The 18,556-nt window shown below is 40.3% G+C and carries 9 protein-coding genes; 8 read left to right on the forward strand and 1 reads right to left on the reverse strand.

What is annotated here, in order from left to right; genetic code table 11:
• Positions 1-34: 34 nt before the first annotated feature.
• Positions 35-3,982, reverse strand: coding sequence for a two-component regulator propeller domain-containing protein (locus RDN93_RS10460; RefSeq protein WP_308745468.1), 3,948 nt, complete (start codon positions 3,980-3,982; stop codon positions 35-37).
• A gap of 112 nt (positions 3,983-4,094) precedes the next feature.
• Here RDN93_RS10460 and RDN93_RS10465 point away from each other — a divergent pair, with 112 nt between their 5' ends.
• From RDN93_RS10465 to RDN93_RS10500, 8 genes are all read left to right on the forward strand, one after another.
• Positions 4,095-5,525, forward strand: a complete 1,431-nt coding sequence (locus tag RDN93_RS10465; RefSeq protein WP_308745469.1) for a phosphotransferase — start codon at positions 4,095-4,097, stop codon at positions 5,523-5,525.
• Between the two features lie 10 nt (positions 5,526-5,535).
• Positions 5,536-6,285 (forward strand): nucleotidyltransferase family protein, encoded by a 750-nt coding sequence (locus tag RDN93_RS10470; RefSeq protein ID WP_308745470.1) that lies wholly within the window; start codon positions 5,536-5,538, stop codon positions 6,283-6,285.
• Positions 6,286-6,426: 141 nt separating this feature from the next.
• On the forward strand, positions 6,427-8,421 hold the full coding sequence (locus tag RDN93_RS10475) for a response regulator (protein WP_308745471.1): 1,995 nt from the start codon (positions 6,427-6,429) through the stop codon (positions 8,419-8,421).
• Between the two features lie 138 nt (positions 8,422-8,559).
• On the forward strand, positions 8,560-9,585 hold the full coding sequence (locus RDN93_RS10480; RefSeq protein WP_308745472.1) for a PD-(D/E)XK nuclease family transposase: 1,026 nt from the start codon (positions 8,560-8,562) through the stop codon (positions 9,583-9,585).
• A 332-nt stretch (positions 9,586-9,917) separates the two neighbouring features.
• On the forward strand, positions 9,918-13,250 hold the full coding sequence (locus RDN93_RS10485; protein WP_308745473.1) for a TonB-dependent receptor: 3,333 nt from the start codon (positions 9,918-9,920) through the stop codon (positions 13,248-13,250).
• Positions 13,251-13,266: 16 nt separating this feature from the next.
• On the forward strand, positions 13,267-15,072 hold the full coding sequence (locus RDN93_RS10490) for a RagB/SusD family nutrient uptake outer membrane protein (RefSeq protein WP_308745474.1): 1,806 nt from the start codon (positions 13,267-13,269) through the stop codon (positions 15,070-15,072).
• Between the two features lie 36 nt (positions 15,073-15,108).
• On the forward strand, positions 15,109-17,034 hold the full coding sequence (locus RDN93_RS10495; RefSeq protein ID WP_308745475.1) for a DUF5006 domain-containing protein: 1,926 nt from the start codon (positions 15,109-15,111) through the stop codon (positions 17,032-17,034).
• Between the two features lie 38 nt (positions 17,035-17,072).
• Positions 17,073-18,416 carry a PL29 family lyase N-terminal domain-containing protein gene (locus tag RDN93_RS10500; protein WP_308745476.1) on the forward strand — a complete coding sequence of 448 codons (1,344 nt, stop codon included), beginning with the start codon at positions 17,073-17,075 and terminating at the stop codon, positions 18,414-18,416.
• The last annotated feature ends 140 nt before the right edge of the window (positions 18,417-18,556 follow it).

Below are 18,556 nucleotides of genomic sequence, written 5' to 3' on the forward strand. Positions count from 1 at the left end.
CCTGAAAAATATGTATTTCCCGTGTAGCTGTTCGTTACTCTTTTTTCCTTTCCTGTTTCTGCTTTTCCTTATACTGTGTCGGCGTTTCTCCCGTATATTGTTTGAAAGCCGTACTGAAATAGCGTGAAGTTGTAAATCCTACCTTTTCTGCAATTTCCGTAAATGACATTTCCGTGCCTATGATTAACGTTATCGCTTTTTCCATCCGGAATTTATTGATATAATCATTGGCTCCCATATCGGTCAGAGCTTTCAGCTTATTATAAAGCGAAGCCCGGCTCATCCCTATCTCCTTACAGATAAATGTAACATCTAAACCACTGCTGTCCAAATTCTCCTGAATGATTTGATTCAGTTTCAACAGGAAAGTCTCATCTGCCTGGCTGAACGTACTTTCTTCCGCTGCGGGAATTAATCCGGCGTTCAGATACTTTTTCTTGGTGGATTCCCGGTTTTTCAAACGGTTGCGGACGATTTCCATCAGCATCTCTATTTCGAAAGGTTTTGTCAGATAGGCATCCGCTCCATTCTTGTAGCCGCTCAACTGACTTTGTTTATCATCCCTTGCCGTCAGCAGGATGATAGGAATGTGGCTGATAGTAATATCTTCTTTAATGTTTTTGCAAAGTTCGTATCCGTTCATTCTCGGCATCATCACATCACTGACTATAATATCCGGGGCATGGCTCTTGATAAGTTGTAGTGCTTCCACACCGTCCGAAGCAATCACTATGCGCTTAAAGTATTCCCCTAATGATTTCTTCAGGAAATCCGTCAGGTCGGGATTATCATCCACTACCAGAATCGTGTAGGAAGTTGTATCGAAATTATTTTCATCCGGTATATTTTCATTCTTGTCGTCACTAATCAGTTCGTTCAGATATGCTTTGGGTTGGCAGATAATTTCTTCGGTTCCCTGTTTCAGTGGCAGTTCAAAGAAGAAAGTAGCACCTGCTTTTTGGTTATTACGGGCACCGATGGAACCGCCGTGCAGCTCAACCAGAATTTTAGAATAAGATAGCCCGATTCCCGTTCCGCTTTGTTCGCCCGTTCCCTGATAGAAGCGGGTAAAGAGCTTCCGGGTATCTACCTGCTGCAATCCGTTTCCCTGGTCGGTAATAGAGACACGTACTCTGCTTTCTTCGGGAACTAATTCCGAAGTAATTGTAATTTCCGTATTCTCGGGACTATGTTTCAGTGCGTTAATAAGCAGGTTGCTTAAAATAGTCTCGCACTTGTCCTTATCGAAGCTGACGGTTTCAATCCGTGGGTCGAGCTCATAGCGGATTCGTACATTCTTGGCTTCACCTTCACTGATAAAGTCCTGTGAAACGTGCTCAATCCATTGGTTGAATGGATGAGGCTGCATCTGCATTTTACTTTCTCCAACTTCCATTTTACGTACATCAAGCACCATGTTTATCAGGTTCTTCATGCGTTGTGACTGCCTGTAAATAGCCTTCAACGGAAGATATTGACCGTCATCGGAAGAGAGCGATTTCAATATCCTGCTGAGTGGAGCGTGTATCAATGTCAATGGGGTGCGAAGCTCGTGGCTGATATTGATAAGGAAACGCACTTTCTCCTCATACACCTGTTGTTCGTGCTCTTTCATAGCCCACCTTAACTTTTCTTCCTTGCGTCTTAATGCTCTTCGGAAAGTTTCTATAATGACGGCAGTAATGAAAACTGCACAGCTAAGGATGAACCACCATGTACGATACCAGGGCGGAAGAATGGTTAGTTCCAGCACTTCCTGATTAGGAATCCAGCTACCATCTTTAGCAGTGCAGGAAGCCATGATTTTATAACTTCCCGGTGGCAGGGAACGTATAGCCAGTTCGGGGTTGTAAGATTCGATTTGTTGGTCGTTTAGTCCTTCTATCTGGTATTTATATACTTTTTGACGGAAAATATCTTCCTCTTTCGACATGATTCGAATGATAATATTACTGTTCCAAGGGACGGAGATTCCTTTCGGATGACCGCTTAGTTCGTCATTAACGGATTCGCCGTTGATAATGACATCTGACAACTGGAGTTGAGGAAGTTCGGATGTCGTTAAGGGAAGCTTGCTGTTGATATGCAGCAGACCTTTTACTCCACCCATATATACATCTCCCTGCATACTTAACAATTGCGGTTTGGAAAGATATTCGTTCAAAATAACACCGTCCGATTCTCCGAACAGAACAAACTTCTTTTCTTTAATCAACCAGGCGAATAGCATGCTGTCGGCTCCTATCCATACTTTTCCTTGCTGGTCGCATACTATCAAGGTGATTTCACCGAACAGGGAAGTCGGTATCGGCGTCTCTGTCTTTGTACTGGGGCTGTAATGCACCAGTCCGTAGTTGTTTCCAATCCAGAAATTTCCTTCTTCGTCCCGTGAAACAGAGTTGATAATCATGTCTTTCTGACAAGAGTACAGGGCTTTCAGCCGATTTGTACGGTTATCCAGTTCATAGATATGCTTTGTATCGCTCATATAAGTATAATTCTGATAATTGCCGATTGGCAGCAGTGCCCCGATAATATCTTGTCCTTCCTGCTCTGTAGCGATGCTGAAAGTTTGCTCTTTCAGGTTGTACTTATAGACATGCTCCCCTAGAAATAGGATACTATGCGGTGTGTTTTGTAATAAATTCACAGCTTTTCCCCGGTTGCAGAGACAAGCGTTTGTTTCAGCGTCGACAATGGTAAAAGGCTGTTTCTCTCCTGTTGCCGGATTGAAAATGAATACTCCCTGCGAGAAAAGGGAAATCAATAATTTGCCGGGAGTAAACGGGCAGATAGAAGCCACTTTGTCTTCCCAGGTCGAAGGGTAATGGGTGAACTTTTCCGTGAGTGGGTCGAAACGATTTATGCCGCCGCCGTCCGTACCTATCCAGATTCGGTTTTCGGATTCCTGGAAAAGGCTAAGAACGGTTGCATTGCTTAGTCCACGGTCGCTGCCGGGTAATACGTCCGTATAGGTTTTCATGGAAACTTCCCGGATGCTGATTAACCCGTTTCGGATACTGCCTGCCCACATATTATTGTTCCGGTCGTTGTAAAGACATAAGATAGAATTGGCGGGAAGCGAATAGTTATCCCTTCCGGGGATATGTTCCAAAAGAGAAAAACGTCCCGTTTCCGGGTCGAGGATATTGATGCCGCCACCGTCTGTTCCAATCCATATTTGTCCTTCCCGTTCGGCGAGACTTAATACAACATTGTTGCTTAGAGATGAATTACAGGTAGTATAGGTTGCCAGCAACTTGCCGTCACGGGTGAAGCAATTCAATCCCCCATTGTAAGGAGCCACCCATATCCTTTTTTGTGAGTCGATAAATACGTTCATAATTTCTTTTCCGCAATCGAAAGGCGGGCGGATGCATTTTCCGGTCTTTAAGTCGAGCAGGAGCAAGCCCTGCCATCGGCTGCAACAGAGCAGTGTATGTTCATCCCAAAGACTCAGCAGGGTGACATTGTAATTCGGTTCCAAGTCGAAAGATTGCAGGAGACGAAAAGAGGCATCCTGGTAATTGTAGAAGAATATCTTGTTTTTCGAACCAAACAAGACTCCGTCTTTTGTCAGGCAAACAGAATAAACGATGATGTTATTTCCGGTTTCATTTGTCGGTATAAAGAAATCATCGCTCTGCCGTTGATAGCGTGCCACTCCTTTGTCCGTCAGAATCCAGATGTTATTTTGCTTGTCTTCTATCATCTGATAGATTAAATTATGAGGAATGGAGTGAGGATTGTCAGCTTGATAAACGTATTTTTTAAGTTCATGTCCGTCATATCGTCCCAGTCCGGAGCGTGTTCCTATCCACACAAAGCCTTGTTCATCTGTTAGGATACACCGCACGGTGGACGGCAATCCGTCTTTCAGAGAGATTTGTTTATAGTAATAATGTCCGGCTTGAAGGGGGAGAATACCGGCAAACTGTGTGATAAATGCTACGCATAGTAGTATAAAGATTCTTTTTTTCATGGAATCAGGTCAGTTAAACTGAAACAAAGATAATATATTCGGATGAATATTAGTAGAATCGGGACTCTTATTTTTGGTTTTTATCCCTATCTTTGCTCGAAAATATACGACTATGATTACCGAAGAACTACAGAAACTTTATCAGGCATATACGGGCGTTCCCGCTGAAAATATAACAGAATTGCCCTCTTCCGGTTCCAATCGCCGGTATTTCCGGCTGACGGGCGTACAAACATTAATCGGAGTGTATGGAACTTCTGTCGACGAAAATGAAGCCTTTCTTTATATGGCAGGGCATTTCCGCAAAAACGGTCTGCCTATTCCCGAAGTTCATATTGTGTCGGAAGACAAGACCTATTATCTGCAGGAAGATTTAGGTGACACTCTGTTGTTTCATGCTATTGAGAAAGGGCGTGCCACCAGCGTATTTTCCGAAGAAGAGAAAGAGTTGCTTCGCAAAACGATTCGTCTGCTTCCCGCCATTCAGTTTGCCGGAGCCGACGGGTTCGATTTTTCCCGTTGCTATCCCCAGCCGGAGTTCAACCAGCGCTCTATCCTTTGGGATTTGAACTACTTCAAATATTGTTTCCTCAAAGCTACCGGAATGGAATTTCAGGAAGACAAACTGGAAGATGATTTCCAGAAAATGACTGATGTCCTGCTGCGCAGTTCTTCCGCCACTTTCATGTACCGTGATTTTCAGAGCCGCAATGTGATGATAAAAGACGGGCAGCCTTGGTTTATTGACTTCCAGGGCGGGCGCAAGGGGCCGTTCTATTATGATATTGCTTCCTTCTTGTGGCAGGCCAAAGCGAAATATCCCGATAGCCTTCGCAAAGAACTCTTGAAGGAATACATAGAAGCCCTTCGCAAATACCAGCCGATTGACGAGCCTTATTTTTACAGCCAGCTTCGCCACTTTGTTCTTTTCCGTACCTTGCAGGTATTGGGAGCATACGGCTTCCGTGGTTATTTCGAGAAAAAGCCCCATTTTATTCAGAGTGTTCCTTATGCCATCGCAAACCTGCGTGAACTGTTGAAAGAAGACTATCCGGAATATCCGTATCTCTGTAAAGTATTGCGTGAACTCACCGGCCTGAAACAGTTTACGGACGATTTGAAAAAGCGTCAACTGACAGTGAAAGTAATGAGCTTTGCCTATAAAAAAGGAATCCCTGAAGACCCGACAGGCAATGGCGGTGGTTATGTATTCGATTGTCGTGCCGTGAATAATCCCGGCAAATATGAACGCTACAAACCTTTCACCGGATTGGATGAGCCGGTAATTACTTTCCTTGAAGAAGATGGTGAAATACTTCGTTTCCTCGATAATGTCTATGCTTTGGTGGATGCTTCCGTGAAACGTTATATGGAACGCGGATTCAGTAACTTGTCCGTTTGCTTCGGTTGTACCGGCGGGCAGCACCGTTCCGTATATTCGGCACAGCATTTGGCGGAACGCCTGAATCAGAAGTTCAGAGTAAAAGTAGAACTGGTGCACCGCGAACAGAATATAGAGCGCACGTTCGAAGCAACCGTATAAAAGATATCGTATGAAAGCAATGATATTTGCAGCCGGTTTGGGTAGCCGGCTGAAACCACTGACCGATACGATGCCCAAAGCCCTTGTTCCCATAGCCGGACGACCGATGTTGGAGCATGTTATCCTGAAACTGAAAGCATCGGGTTTTACTGAAATAGTGATTAATATCCATCACTTCGGCGAGCAAATACTTGATTTTTTGAAAGCGAATGACAATTTCGGACTTACTATACACATCTCTGATGAACGTGACCTATTGCTCGATACAGGGGGCGGAGTAAAGAAAGCCCGCACTTTTTTTGAGAACTCTAATGAACCTTTCCTCGTGCACAATGTAGATATTCTTTCGGATACTGACCTGATAGAACTCTACGAATCCCATTTGCAGAATGGTGGTGTCGCTACTTTATTGGCCAGCCGGCGCAAAACTTCCCGTTATCTGCTTTTTGATACCGGGCGGAAACTCTGCGGATGGATTAATAAAGATACGGGACAAGTGAAACCGGAAGGTTTCCAGTATGATGAATCACTTTATCAGGAATATGCGTTCAGTGGTATCCACGTTCTTTCTCCTGCCATTTTTCAGTGGATGGATGCCCCTCGTTGGGAAGGCAAGTTCTCTATTATGGATTTTTATCTTGCTACCTGTCGGCAAACGGACTTCTTTGGGTATCTGTCTGAGAAATTGCAACTTATTGATATCGGCAAGCCGGAGACATTGGCCAAAGCGGAAGAATTTGTAAAAGATTTGCGGTTTTAGAATGAGGGCATTACTACCAAAGTGCTCTATAAGGATACCTAAAGGGACTTTCTGACCTCTTTTTTATCGAAGTATAAAAGATTTATGTAAGTTTGCCTGTATAAAACAAACAATATTGTTGAACTACATAAATTTTGTAGCATGAGAAATGAATCTCCCTTAGCTTTAATTAGTGGGGTAGCTGATAGTTTATTGTATAATATCTTTGAGAATCTATCCATCGGTCTGGAGTTATACGATAAAAGTGGTTTCATGGTTGAAGTTAACCATACAGAATTGCAATCGATGGGGGTAAAAAACAGGGAAGAACTTTTAGGACGTAGCCTGTTCGATATTCCGAGTCTTTCCGGTAAAGACAAACAACAAATAATGAATGGCGAAACCGTACATCTCACAGTAGAGTATGATTTCGATAAGTTACGCAGTTGTTTTCCAACCTATCTGTCCGGCACCAAACATTTTGAAATTACAGTTTCTTCCCTATTCAATGAAGTCGGTAAGATTACGAATTATCTGGTAATCACACAGGATGTTACTGAACGTGTTTTATGGCAGCGTAAGTATGAAAATCTTTACGAAGATGCCATACGTTCGAAAAAGGAGTTAATCGAGAGTGAGCAGAAGATGATAGAGTTGCTTCGTCATAACGAATTGGTGCTGAACAATGCCAATTCCGGACTAGCTTATATTACTAATGATTATATTGTACAGTGGGAAAACGTATCGCTTTGTAGCAGGAGTCTTTCTTATGAGGCTTACAAAAAGGGGGAGTTTTGCTATAAAACTGCTTATAATCGTACTGCTCCTTGTGAGAATTGTGTGATGCAACGTGCCCGTAAATCCGGTCAGGTAGAGACAATTCAGTTCTTTCTCAATAATGAACACACTATCGAAGTATTCGCTACCCCTGTATATAACGATTTAGGAGAGATAGAGGGTGTGGTAATCCGGGTGGATGATGTGACGGAACGTCAACATATGATAGGTGAGCTGGAAAAGGCAAGGAAACAAGCAGAACAATCTGATAAATTGAAATCTGCCTTTCTTGCGAATATGAGCCATGAGATTCGTACTCCGTTGAATGCGATTGTTGGTTTCTCAGATTTGTTGATGATAACAGATAATCCGTCCGAGAAAGAAGAGTATAGCAAAATCATTAATACGAACAATGATCTGTTATTGAAATTGATTAATGATATATTAGACCTTTCGAAAATAGAAGCCGGGTCGGTAGAATTGAAGTATGAAAAGTTTGATTTGGCTGTTTATTTTGATGAATTGGCAACTTCCATGCAATGGCGTGTTAAAAATCCTCAGGTTCGTTTGGTCTCTATTAATCCTTATACTACCTGTATGGTAAAATTAGACAAGAAACGCTTTACCCAAATCTTCACGAATTATGTGACAAATGCTATTAAATATACCCCGGAAGGAACTATCGAGATGGGATATGAAGAAGTGGAAGAGGGGATACGTATCTATGTACGTGATACAGGTATCGGTATACCGGAAGATAAAAAAGATAAAGTATTCTATCGGTTTGAAAAACTGGATGAGTTTGCTCAGGGAACCGGTCTTGGTTTATCTATCTGCAAAGCTATTGTCGAAGCTTGTGGGGGGAGTCTCGGATTTGAGTCGGAATATGGAAAAGGCTCTTTCTTTTGGGCTATTCTACCATATATAAATGAAGTAGATGAGGATGGGGCGGCTGCTTCTCAACAGAGAAACGGAAGGAAGCTTAGAAAGGATGCTGCAATGGCTGCCAAAGAGGAGGAAGAAGAGCAGAAGACTATTCTGGTAGCAGAAGATATTCAAAGCAATTTTTCTTTAGTGTCTTCACTGTTGAAAAACAGATGTAAACTATTGCATGCGCCAAATGGTCAAAAGGCTGTTGAAATAGTACAAACACAACCTGTTGATCTTGTATTGATGGATATGAAAATGCCAATAATGGACGGGCGTACTGCTACTGCTGAGATTCGAAAGTTCAATACCCGTATTCCAATTGTCGCGTTGACTGCCCACGCTTTTGAAACCGATCGAGTAACGGCCTTGGAAGTAGGTTGCGATGATTATTTAGTAAAACCTATTAATGGGGCAAAATTGATGCAGGCTTTGAAAGAGTATGGTTGTTGAGAGGATTTGATTAAAAATTACTCTTGTTTGTTTTGGAGGATTGAAAGAGGATTATTTCACTTTAAACCTGTAAAGTTTGGGCTTGTTTCTCATGTTTATGGATTTAAATGGTTACCTTTGCTATAAAAATAGAATATTATGTCCAAATACGTCAATCCTTTTACTGATATAGGATTTAAAATTATTTTTGGTCAACCGGCTAGTAAGAATTTGCTTATCACTTTATTGAATGAGCTACTTGCTGGCGAACATCATATTACAGAACTTACTTTTCTTGATAAGGAAGACCATGCGGACAATGTAAGTGACAAAGGTATCATTTATGATCTTTATTGCCGGACAGCAAGTGGTGAGTATATTATTGTGGAGATGCAGAACCGTTGGCACAGTAATTTTCTGGATCGTACACTTTATTATGTTTGTCGAGCTGTGAGCCGGCAGATAGAATCTCCTTCATCAAAAGAAGTCCCTGTTCCTGAAGATTCGATGACTGTAAGGGAACCACTTGTCGCTTATGGGAAACAGTATAGATTGCCTACTATATATGGAATTTTCTTGATGAATTTCAAAGAGGAAAATTTAGAGGCAAAGTTCCGTACGGATACGGTTCTTTCCGACCGTGATACAGGGAAGATTGTTAATCCGCATCTCCGGCAAATTTATTTGCAATTTCCTTATTTCGCTAAAGATTTGTCGGACTGTCATACATTATATGATAAATTAATTTATGCACTGAAGAATATGAGCAATTGGAACAGAATGCCGGAGGCTTTGAAAGAACAAGTGTTTGAACATCTGGCGAGATTGGCAGCAGTTGCCGATCTTTCGGAAGAAAATCGTATCGCTTATGATAAGGCATTAGATCGGTATAGAGTCAATCAAATCGTGGAGGAGGATGAACGACGTAAAAATGAAGAGATGCGGAGAAAGGCGGCTGAAGAAGGGATGAGGGAAGGACTGAGGAAAGGAATGGCGCAAGGAATGACGGAAGGGATAGAGAAAGGGATGGAGAAAGGAATGGAAAAAGGGATAGAGAAGGGGATGGAGAAGGGAGAGCAAAAGAAACAAATTGAAATTGCTCGAAAGATGAGAAAGGATGGAATATCCATTGATATGATTATCAAATACACAGGTCTTCAATCTTCTGATATAGAAAACTTATAATATATCTTCGTTGGAAAATTGTAGTAGTTACATTTGTCTAAAATATAAAGAGGCGGGAATATTCGGAAATGAATATTCCCGTTTTCTTTTTTTGATTCGTAAGATGTTCAAAGATGTCTGTGATATTTTAATTAATCGATGAAATGGACGATTTTAGACAAATTTGGATATAAATTAGCGATTTTGGAACATCCTATTTTTGTGCCCTTCCTATTTTTGTAGCCGAAAAAGTTATTCAGCAAAAAGTCTGATATACTTTTTCAAACTTAGAGTGTTTTGAGATTTATTTTTGTTAGCTAATAAATAAAGTCTTTATTATTAAATGTAATATTATGAAAAGAAAGAAGCTTATGAAAAAACAAAGCTGCTTTGTTGTTCTTTTTTTGCTCCTCCTACTATTCCCTTTAGGAGCATTTGCACAGCAACAGATGATTAAAGGACAAGTGGTGGACGATAAGGGCGAAACCATTATCGGCGGTACGGTCATGGTTAAAGGAACACAGGAAGGTACCCTGACTGATATTGATGGAAATTTTTCTGTCAAAGGTAAAGTTGGTGATGTCTTAACCATTTCTTATGTTGGTTTTTCTCCTTTAACAGTAAAAGTGACAAAACTTGAAGGTAATCGTTTCGTAATGAAAGAAGATACGAAAGTCCTTGATGAAGTGGTTGTGGTAGGTATGGACAAGCAGAAACGTAATACTATTACGGCTGCTGTAGCTACAGTGAAATCTGATGCAATTGTTAATCGTCCGGTAACAGATGTGACCAGCGCACTGCAAGGTAATGTTGCTGGTTTGAACTTTGCCTCGGATGCTGCTGAAGGTGGTGTCGGTGGTGAAACCGGTGCGGAAATCAAGTTTAGTATTCGTGGTATTGGCTCTATTAATGGTGGTGAACCTTATGTATTGGTAGATGGTGTGGAACAAAGCATGCAAAATGTAAATCCCGCCGATATCGAAAGTATCAGTGTGCTGAAAGATGCCTCAGCTTCTGCTGTGTATGGTGCTCGTGCTGCGTATGGGGTAGTATTGGTGACTACTAAAAGTGGTAAAAAAGAAAAGACACGTGTAACTTATCGTGGGACTGTTGGTTTCAGTTCTCCTATAAATATGCCGCAAATGATGAACTCTTTGGAATGGGCGAGATACATTAATCAGCGTGAGGAGAGTATGGGGCGCAAGCAAAAGGTCTCTGATACTACTATAGATAAGATAGTGGGATTTATGAATAATCCTTATTCAGCAGAATTTCCCGGTATCGAATCGAATCAGGCAGGTGACGGATGGGCATCGGCTCCAGAGAATCAGTATGGTAATACGGATTGGTTTGACTATTATTTTAAGGATCGGGCTATTCGCCATTCACACAATCTTAGTGTTCAAGGTGGTTCGGAAAAAGCTACCTATTATATAGGATTGGGATATACTTATCAGGAAGGTTTAATGGATCAAGTTCAGGATGATTTGAAGAAATATAATGTCAATACTAAATTTGCAGTTACGGCGACTGATTGGTTGAAATTTAATTTTAATAATAACTTGACACTGAATATAATTAATCGTCCGATGCCTAACCAGACTATTTTTTATGGTACAATAGCCAATCAAGCTCCAACTCGTGTGACTAAGTTGCCTGTGGAACAATCGGAATATTCAACTCCTGATTGGAATGAATTTCTCTATATGAAGAAAGCAAATTATAATCAGAATCGAATTTCAGACGCTATGTCTTTTTCGGCTATAATAACGCCATTGAAAGGATGGGACATAATGGGAGAGATGAAAGCCCGTTTGGATGTTGAAAATAATAGTTTTGAATTGAGGACACCTCAGTTTATGCAACCTAATGGGCAAATTACTGAGAAATCCGGAATTCGCCAGGGGTATCAATATCCGGGTATGAGGTGGCAGAATACAAATACCGGTTCATTGACGCGGGGTAATACATTTAATTACTATTTGTCTCCTGGCATATCAACTTCTTATGTCAACCAATGGGGTGATCATTATTTTAAGGTGATGACCGGTTATCAGATGGAGTTGCAGGAAAATTCCAATGATTTCATCTACAAAGACGGAATGTTGAGTGAAGATACTTATTCATTCGAAAATGCTGATGGAAAATTGTATGCAGGTGAGGCTCGCACTCATTGGGCTACTATGGGATTTTATGCACGTATGAACTGGAACTATAAAAATGTTTACTTTCTGGAATTTAGTGGTCGTTATGATGGTTCGTCTCGTTTTGCACCTGGACATCGCTGGGGATTTTTTCCGTCTTTTTCTGCCGGTTATGATATCGCGCGTACTGATTATTTTACGAATTTGCATCTACCTGTGTCTCAATTGAAAGTACGTGTATCTTACGGACGCTTGGGTAACCAGAATGGTGCCGGACTGTATGATTATCTAGGTATGATGACTCTTGACCCGAATAATGTTAATTCATGGTTGCTTCCGGGTGGAAATAATGGAATTGATAAAGGTACTATTTCATTAACTCCGAAAATGATTAGCCCGTATATCACGTGGGAGAAAGTAGATAATGCCAACTTAGGTTTAGATTTAATGTTGCTGAACGATCGTTTATCTGTAACGTTTGATGTTTACCAACGTACAACGAAAGATATGATTGGTCCTGCTGAAGCTATTCCAGCTGTCAGTGGTATTGTGCCGGATGATCGTGCGAAGATAAACAATGCTACCTTACGCAACCGTGGCTGGGAGTTCTCAATCAATTGGCAAGATAAGTTGAAATGTGGTTTCAGTTATGGAGTAGGTTTTAACTTGTTCAATTATAAGGCTGTTATTACGAAATATAATAATCCTGAAGGTATTATTTATAACAACCATACAGGTTTGGATCGTAATAAAGGTTATTACGAAGGTATGGATATTGGTGAAATCTGGGGATATGTGGCAGATGACTTGTTTATGACTAATCAGGAAATAGATTCATATTTAAACAGTAAAGACCTGTCTTTCTTTAAGAGCGACAATCTTTGGCAAGTAGGTGATTTGAAGTATTTGGATACGAATCGTGACGGCAAGGTAGACCCGGGAAAAGGTACTTTGAGCGATCATGGTGATTTGAAGATAATTGGTAATGCTACGCCAAAATATTCATTTGGTATTAATTTGAATGTTGGCTATAAAGGATTCTCTGTCTCTACTTTGTTGCAGGGAGTTGGCAAACGTGATTTTACGTTGGCTGGAAGTACTTACCTTTTTGGTGGAAAGAACTTTTTTAAAGAACATTTGGATTATTTTAGCCCACAGAATCCTAATGCATACCTGCCTCGTCTGACAGAACCCAAAACGACAGATTATGATGCCAATGTCGGGTATAATACGACACGTTACCTAGTCAATGCGGCTTATATGCGTATGAAAAACTTAATGGTGTCTTACACATTTGATAAGAAACTTTTAAAGGCTATGAGGTTGGAGAATTTGAGAGTATATTTCACATGTGATAACTTGTTTACTATTAGTAAGCTGCCAAAATCTTTCGACCCAGAAACGCTGAATCAAGTGAATACGTGGGCAGGTGGTAGTTCGGCTACGGCGCCCGGTCTGACTTCTGCTGCCAATGAAAACGGTAACGGTAAGGTATATCCTATGAACAGAAACTTTGTATTCGGTATTGATTTTACCTTTTAATTAATAACAGAGAAATATGAAAATATTTTATTTATATATAGTATTATTGGCGGGTGTTGGAACGATCGTTTCTTCTTGTTCCGATTTTTTGGACCGCGAACCGCTTACTGTCCCTAATAATGCATCTTTCTTATCAGGTGAAGCACAGGTACGGGGGTATATCAATGGTCTTTATACGGCACTTCCGTCATTGGATAAATTCGGTATGGGGGTACGTGGCGAAGAGAAGAATAGTGATAATATTCTTTCTGAAATCTACGATAAACGTCTGAATGGTGAAAATACGTTGTTCTCTAGTAGTGAAGCATGGGAAACCGGTTATAAGAATTTGCGTAGTGTGAATTATTTCTTTCATTATTATTTGGTACCGGAAGAGTTGGAGACTGACGAGATAAGATCGTTAAAGGGCGAAGCTTACTTTTTGAGAGCTTACTGGCATTTCGGACAGTTGAAGAAATTTGGCAATATACCTATAATGGATGGTTTTTGGGATGAACATGCTACGATAGCAGGTTTACAGATTCCGCAGAAAGATCGTGGAGAAGTTGCTAAGTTTATTTTAAATGATTTGGATATAGCTCAAGGATTATTATTCAATAGAAGCAAATATAGCGGTTTGCGTATTTCTAAGGAGGCTGCTATGCTACTTGCCATGCAGGTAGCTTTGTATGAAGGTACGTGGGAGAAATACCATCAGAATGATGAGTTTGCGGCCGCTACTAACCAATCGGATTATTTTTTAGGTGAAGTGTTGAGATGGGGGGATTTGCTTTTTGAACAAGGTATACAATTAAATACTAAAGAAACAGATAAAGGTGTAGTTCATCCAGAAGATGCTTATGGACGTTTGTTCAATCAAAAAGATTATTCGGATATGCCTGAAATTCTTTTTTGGAGAAAGTATTCTGTTACGGAAGGTATATTTCATGCTTTACAAGGTTTGCTTGGTGGAGGAGTTGTCGATCAGAATGGACCTGCTGGTGTGTCCGGAGATTTAGTAAATACTTATTTGAATGCTGATGGAACGCCTATAAATCCGAATGATGACAAATTTAAAGATTTTAATGAGACTTTTAAGAACAGAGACTTGCGCCTTACGGAAACTGTGATGAGCAGTGGGTATAAATTTAAGTCTACTGCTAAAGGGTCTCGTCCGATGCTGGTAAAAGATGCCTCTACAGGTGATAAGTCAATAAATCCTCCTTTCCTTGCCGGTGATGGTAATGCTAAAAATGTGACAGGGTATCATATTCGTTTGGGAGTAGACACTACTTATGTAGAAGGTAATAATGAAACAGGATTAGTGATAATGCGTTATGCTGATGCTCTTTTGAGTTATGCTGAAGCCGCTGCAGAACTTGGAAAATGTGATGACAAGGTGCTGGAAAAAACGTTGATTCCTTTGCGTAAGCGTGCTGGCGTGGACTATATAACTCCGACTAAGGATATCTATTTTACTGATTATGGTTATGAATTGACTCCGGTAATGCAGGAAATTCGTCGTGAACGTCGTGTAGAGCTTGCTTTGCAAGGGTATCGTTTGGATGACTTGATGCGCTGGGCAGGAGCCAAAGTAATTATGGGAAAAAGAGGTAAAGGAGCTTATCTGGGACATGATGGTGTCTTGTACAAATCTTTTAGTACAGATAAACAAGAGGCGTTAGCTACTGTACTTACAGATGGTAACGGATGGATGGATCCTTTGCAGGAGATGTTGCCAGGTGGTTATCAGTTTGATTCTAAGAGAGATTATCTCTTGCCTATTCCTCCCAGTGAATTGGAATTGAATAAACAGATGAAACAGAATCCGGGCTGGAAATAAAATAAGGTTATAGACTCTATAATAAAGATATAGTATATGAAAAAGATTTTAGAATGGACATATTTATGGGTGCTCTTACTGGTATTTATTGGTGTGTCAGGATGTTCTGACGACGATAAAGTAAGTGCGTTAGCAGAACCTGTACCTTTGAAGATGACACTGAATAGTACTGACTTGGTGATGGGAGAGATGCTGGAAATCACTTTTGATGTGACGGGCACGGCAGAAGGGAAGAAAGCAATGAATGAGGATCTGAATATTAAACTGACTGCTATGACTGACAAAGGAGCTGTAGATCGGTTATTGTTTGATGGCTTTCCCTCTGTTGTGACATTGCATCAAGGTGAGACGAGTAAGACTCTTCAGATTCCAGTTAAAAAAGAAGGACTAAATAAAGAACATTCAGTAGAAATATCAGCTTTTGCACGTGGTTATAGAATGGCAGATGCCTTACAAATTATTACTGTGAGTGATTATCATTATTCTAAAGTGAGTTTGAAGAATAATACAGATAAATTAGTGAAAGAAGGACAGACGTTTGTGTTAGTGGCTTCCGTTAATTCAATGTTAAAGGATGCTCTCACAATTACTGTTAATGCAAAAGACGGAGAAGAGGGACGTTACGAAAACCTACCGGAAGAGTTGATAATTCCCGCTGGAAAGAATTCGGTTGAAAGCGAACCGGTTACTATGAAAAAAGATGTGAATACGACCGAAGATGAAGATCTTACTTTGGAGTTTGCTACAGTTCCGGCTCTTAGTCGTTATCCTTTAGTTGCTACAAAATTGGTTATCAAGAAGATTGATATTCATAAGAATATGGATACTCAGTTGAGGGATGAGCGTTGGCTCTATGAAGATGCAGATTTGTTATTTGTTTCACCCAAAAATGAGGCTGATGTGAAGAAATGGGGGCAGACTAATTATGTGGTGATGAAGGAAGGTGATCCTCATCCTAATAGTGGTAAGGTACTGCCGGAAGGAAAATGGAAATTTTTCCGTGCGTATGAGTTCCATAAAATTGCCGGATGTCTTGTTGAGAAAGCAAGTAATGATAAAACATATACCAGTAAAGAACATCCGGCAGGCTTTGCCGATCAAAATACGGGTGCGGTAGAAACTGTCGGTGCGGTAGATAATGCCAAATATTCATGGATAACGGATGAAGGATATTTGAGGATGATCTCATTGAAGGAGCAAGCAGTATCAGCTAATACTGGCAAGACCTTTAAATTCGGAACTTCAGCTTTCTATTCCTGTAAATTTCAAAGAGGCAATCCTCTTAGTCCTACATGGCCTACTGCTAATGTTCGTATCTATCCAGGAATGCGTATTGAGACTCGTGCTCGTATTCGTGGTACTGATTGGAGTGGTATGTTACCGGGCATTTGGTTACAAGGTAATGAACAGGTAGGTGGTGATGGTCAATGGAATATTTGGCCGGACTTTGGAGAAATAGACGTGATGGAGAATAATACTAAACATGGTACTCCTAGTTATAGGACAGGTGTTGAACAAACTTTCCATTTTGGTGGTAGTACACCAGGTCAGGCAAATAAATATGCTCCTACCAAAGCTGTAACGGAGATTGCCGGAACAATCGGTGATTTTCATATCTATTGGGTAGAATGGGTAGACAATACGACAGTTCGCATGGGTGTTAATGGAGAAACAACAATAGTGGTAACTAAAGCACAAGTTGAATCTCAAGGCTCCAGGTGGCCATTTACGGATGAAGTGAATAAAGAAGGATTGTATTATATTCTAACTATGATGTTCTTACACAAAGCTGAACCTGATTATCCATCTATGGAAATGAGTTATTTGACAGCCAGAAATATGTTGAAAAGTAATCCTAATGCATTGATTCCCCGTATGGAGATCGACTGGGTACGTTTCTACATTGATGATACATATTCTGATCATGGCATGCCATGGAGAGATGACGTCATTCTTTACTAATAAACAGAATAATAAACCTTTTTAAACAAAATAATAATATGAAGATCAAGACGATTTTATGTGCAGTATTTGCAGCAACTTTAATGGGTAGTTGTAATTATGACGATGGTGAATTATGGGATGCTGTTAACGGGCAGGAAGAAAGAATTTCCGCTTTGGAGAAATGGCAGAAAACTGTGGTTGAACAATTGAACTCTTTACAGGGTATACTTACTGCTACTGACTATATAACGGATGTAGAAAAGGTGACAAAAGATGGAAAAGAAGGGTATAAAATATCTTTCCTTCATGCAGCTCCTATTACATTATATTATAATGCCGATAATGAGGTCAGTGGTACTGGCGACAATGTCATTGGTGTGGCAGAAGAAGAGGATACTGGTAAATGGTATTGGACTTTAGACGGTGAAGCTTTGGTTGTTGACGGCAAGACTGTATATGTTAATGGTGGAGATGATATCAAGGTGGAAGTAAATGCGGATGGTTCTACAAAACTGACTATTGGAGATAATGAGGTGACAGTGCCTGGACCTATAACTCATCCTGTGACGGGAGTTGCTGAATCGGGCAATGTTGTAACTATTACTTTGGATGGAGGTAAAACTATAGATGTACCTAAATATATAAATCTTAGCAAGCTTTTGTTAGATGAATATAATAAAGAAACCGCTGGAGAACAAACATATGAGTTGAATCTGCCAGAAGGTTATATTATAAAATTGTTAGATGCAGTTCCTGCAAATTGGACTGTAGAAGTAAATAATGCAATGTTGAAGGTTGTGTATCCGAACTCAGGAGAAGTAGCTATGACTTTCTTGATTTCTGATGGAAAAACTCAGACTGTAATGAAAACTGTCACATTTAAAGTGACGTCAGAACAATCATGGGTTACTGTAGAGTATATAAGTGGTGGTAGCAAGATAGAGATACCTGCTGGTGCATCAAACATAAAGGTGGTAACAAAATTATCATCTGTATCCACTGCACAAGTGAGAGATGACATTTGTACACCTTTGAAGACTAATGAGAATGTAGTGAATATTGACTTGTCAACGCTCCCTCTATCAGCGGCTTTTCCAGCTAATGCATTTTATATGAGTACTCCTAGTGTTCCCGCAACGGATTATAATACTTCTATAGAAACCGTTATTCTTCCTCCGAATATTCCTAATATATTTAATGATGCATTTAAACATTGTAGTGCTTTAAAGAGTATTACACTTACTGGAAGTCTGCCTAATTGTACTAGTTTTAATGCAACATGGTTCACAGGTTGTGATAATTTTACAACTATCTACGTGCCAGCAGACAAAGTTGAAGCTTATAAAGCAAAGTGGTCTGGTATTCCTGTGCAAATAACAGTAGCTCCTAGCGCTGAATAAAATAGCAGAATGAATCTACTGGTTAAAATTATTGTTTGTAGATAAGTGATTTGAGAATTAAAGGCTGTATTAGATAGCGACTTGTTTAATACGGCCTTTCTTGCTTTCTATCTTTCTTGAATTGTATCTGATACAGATAT

The sequence above is a fragment of the uncultured Bacteroides sp. genome, assembly GCF_902491285.1.
GTDB lineage: Bacteria > Bacteroidota > Bacteroidia > Bacteroidales > Bacteroidaceae > Bacteroides.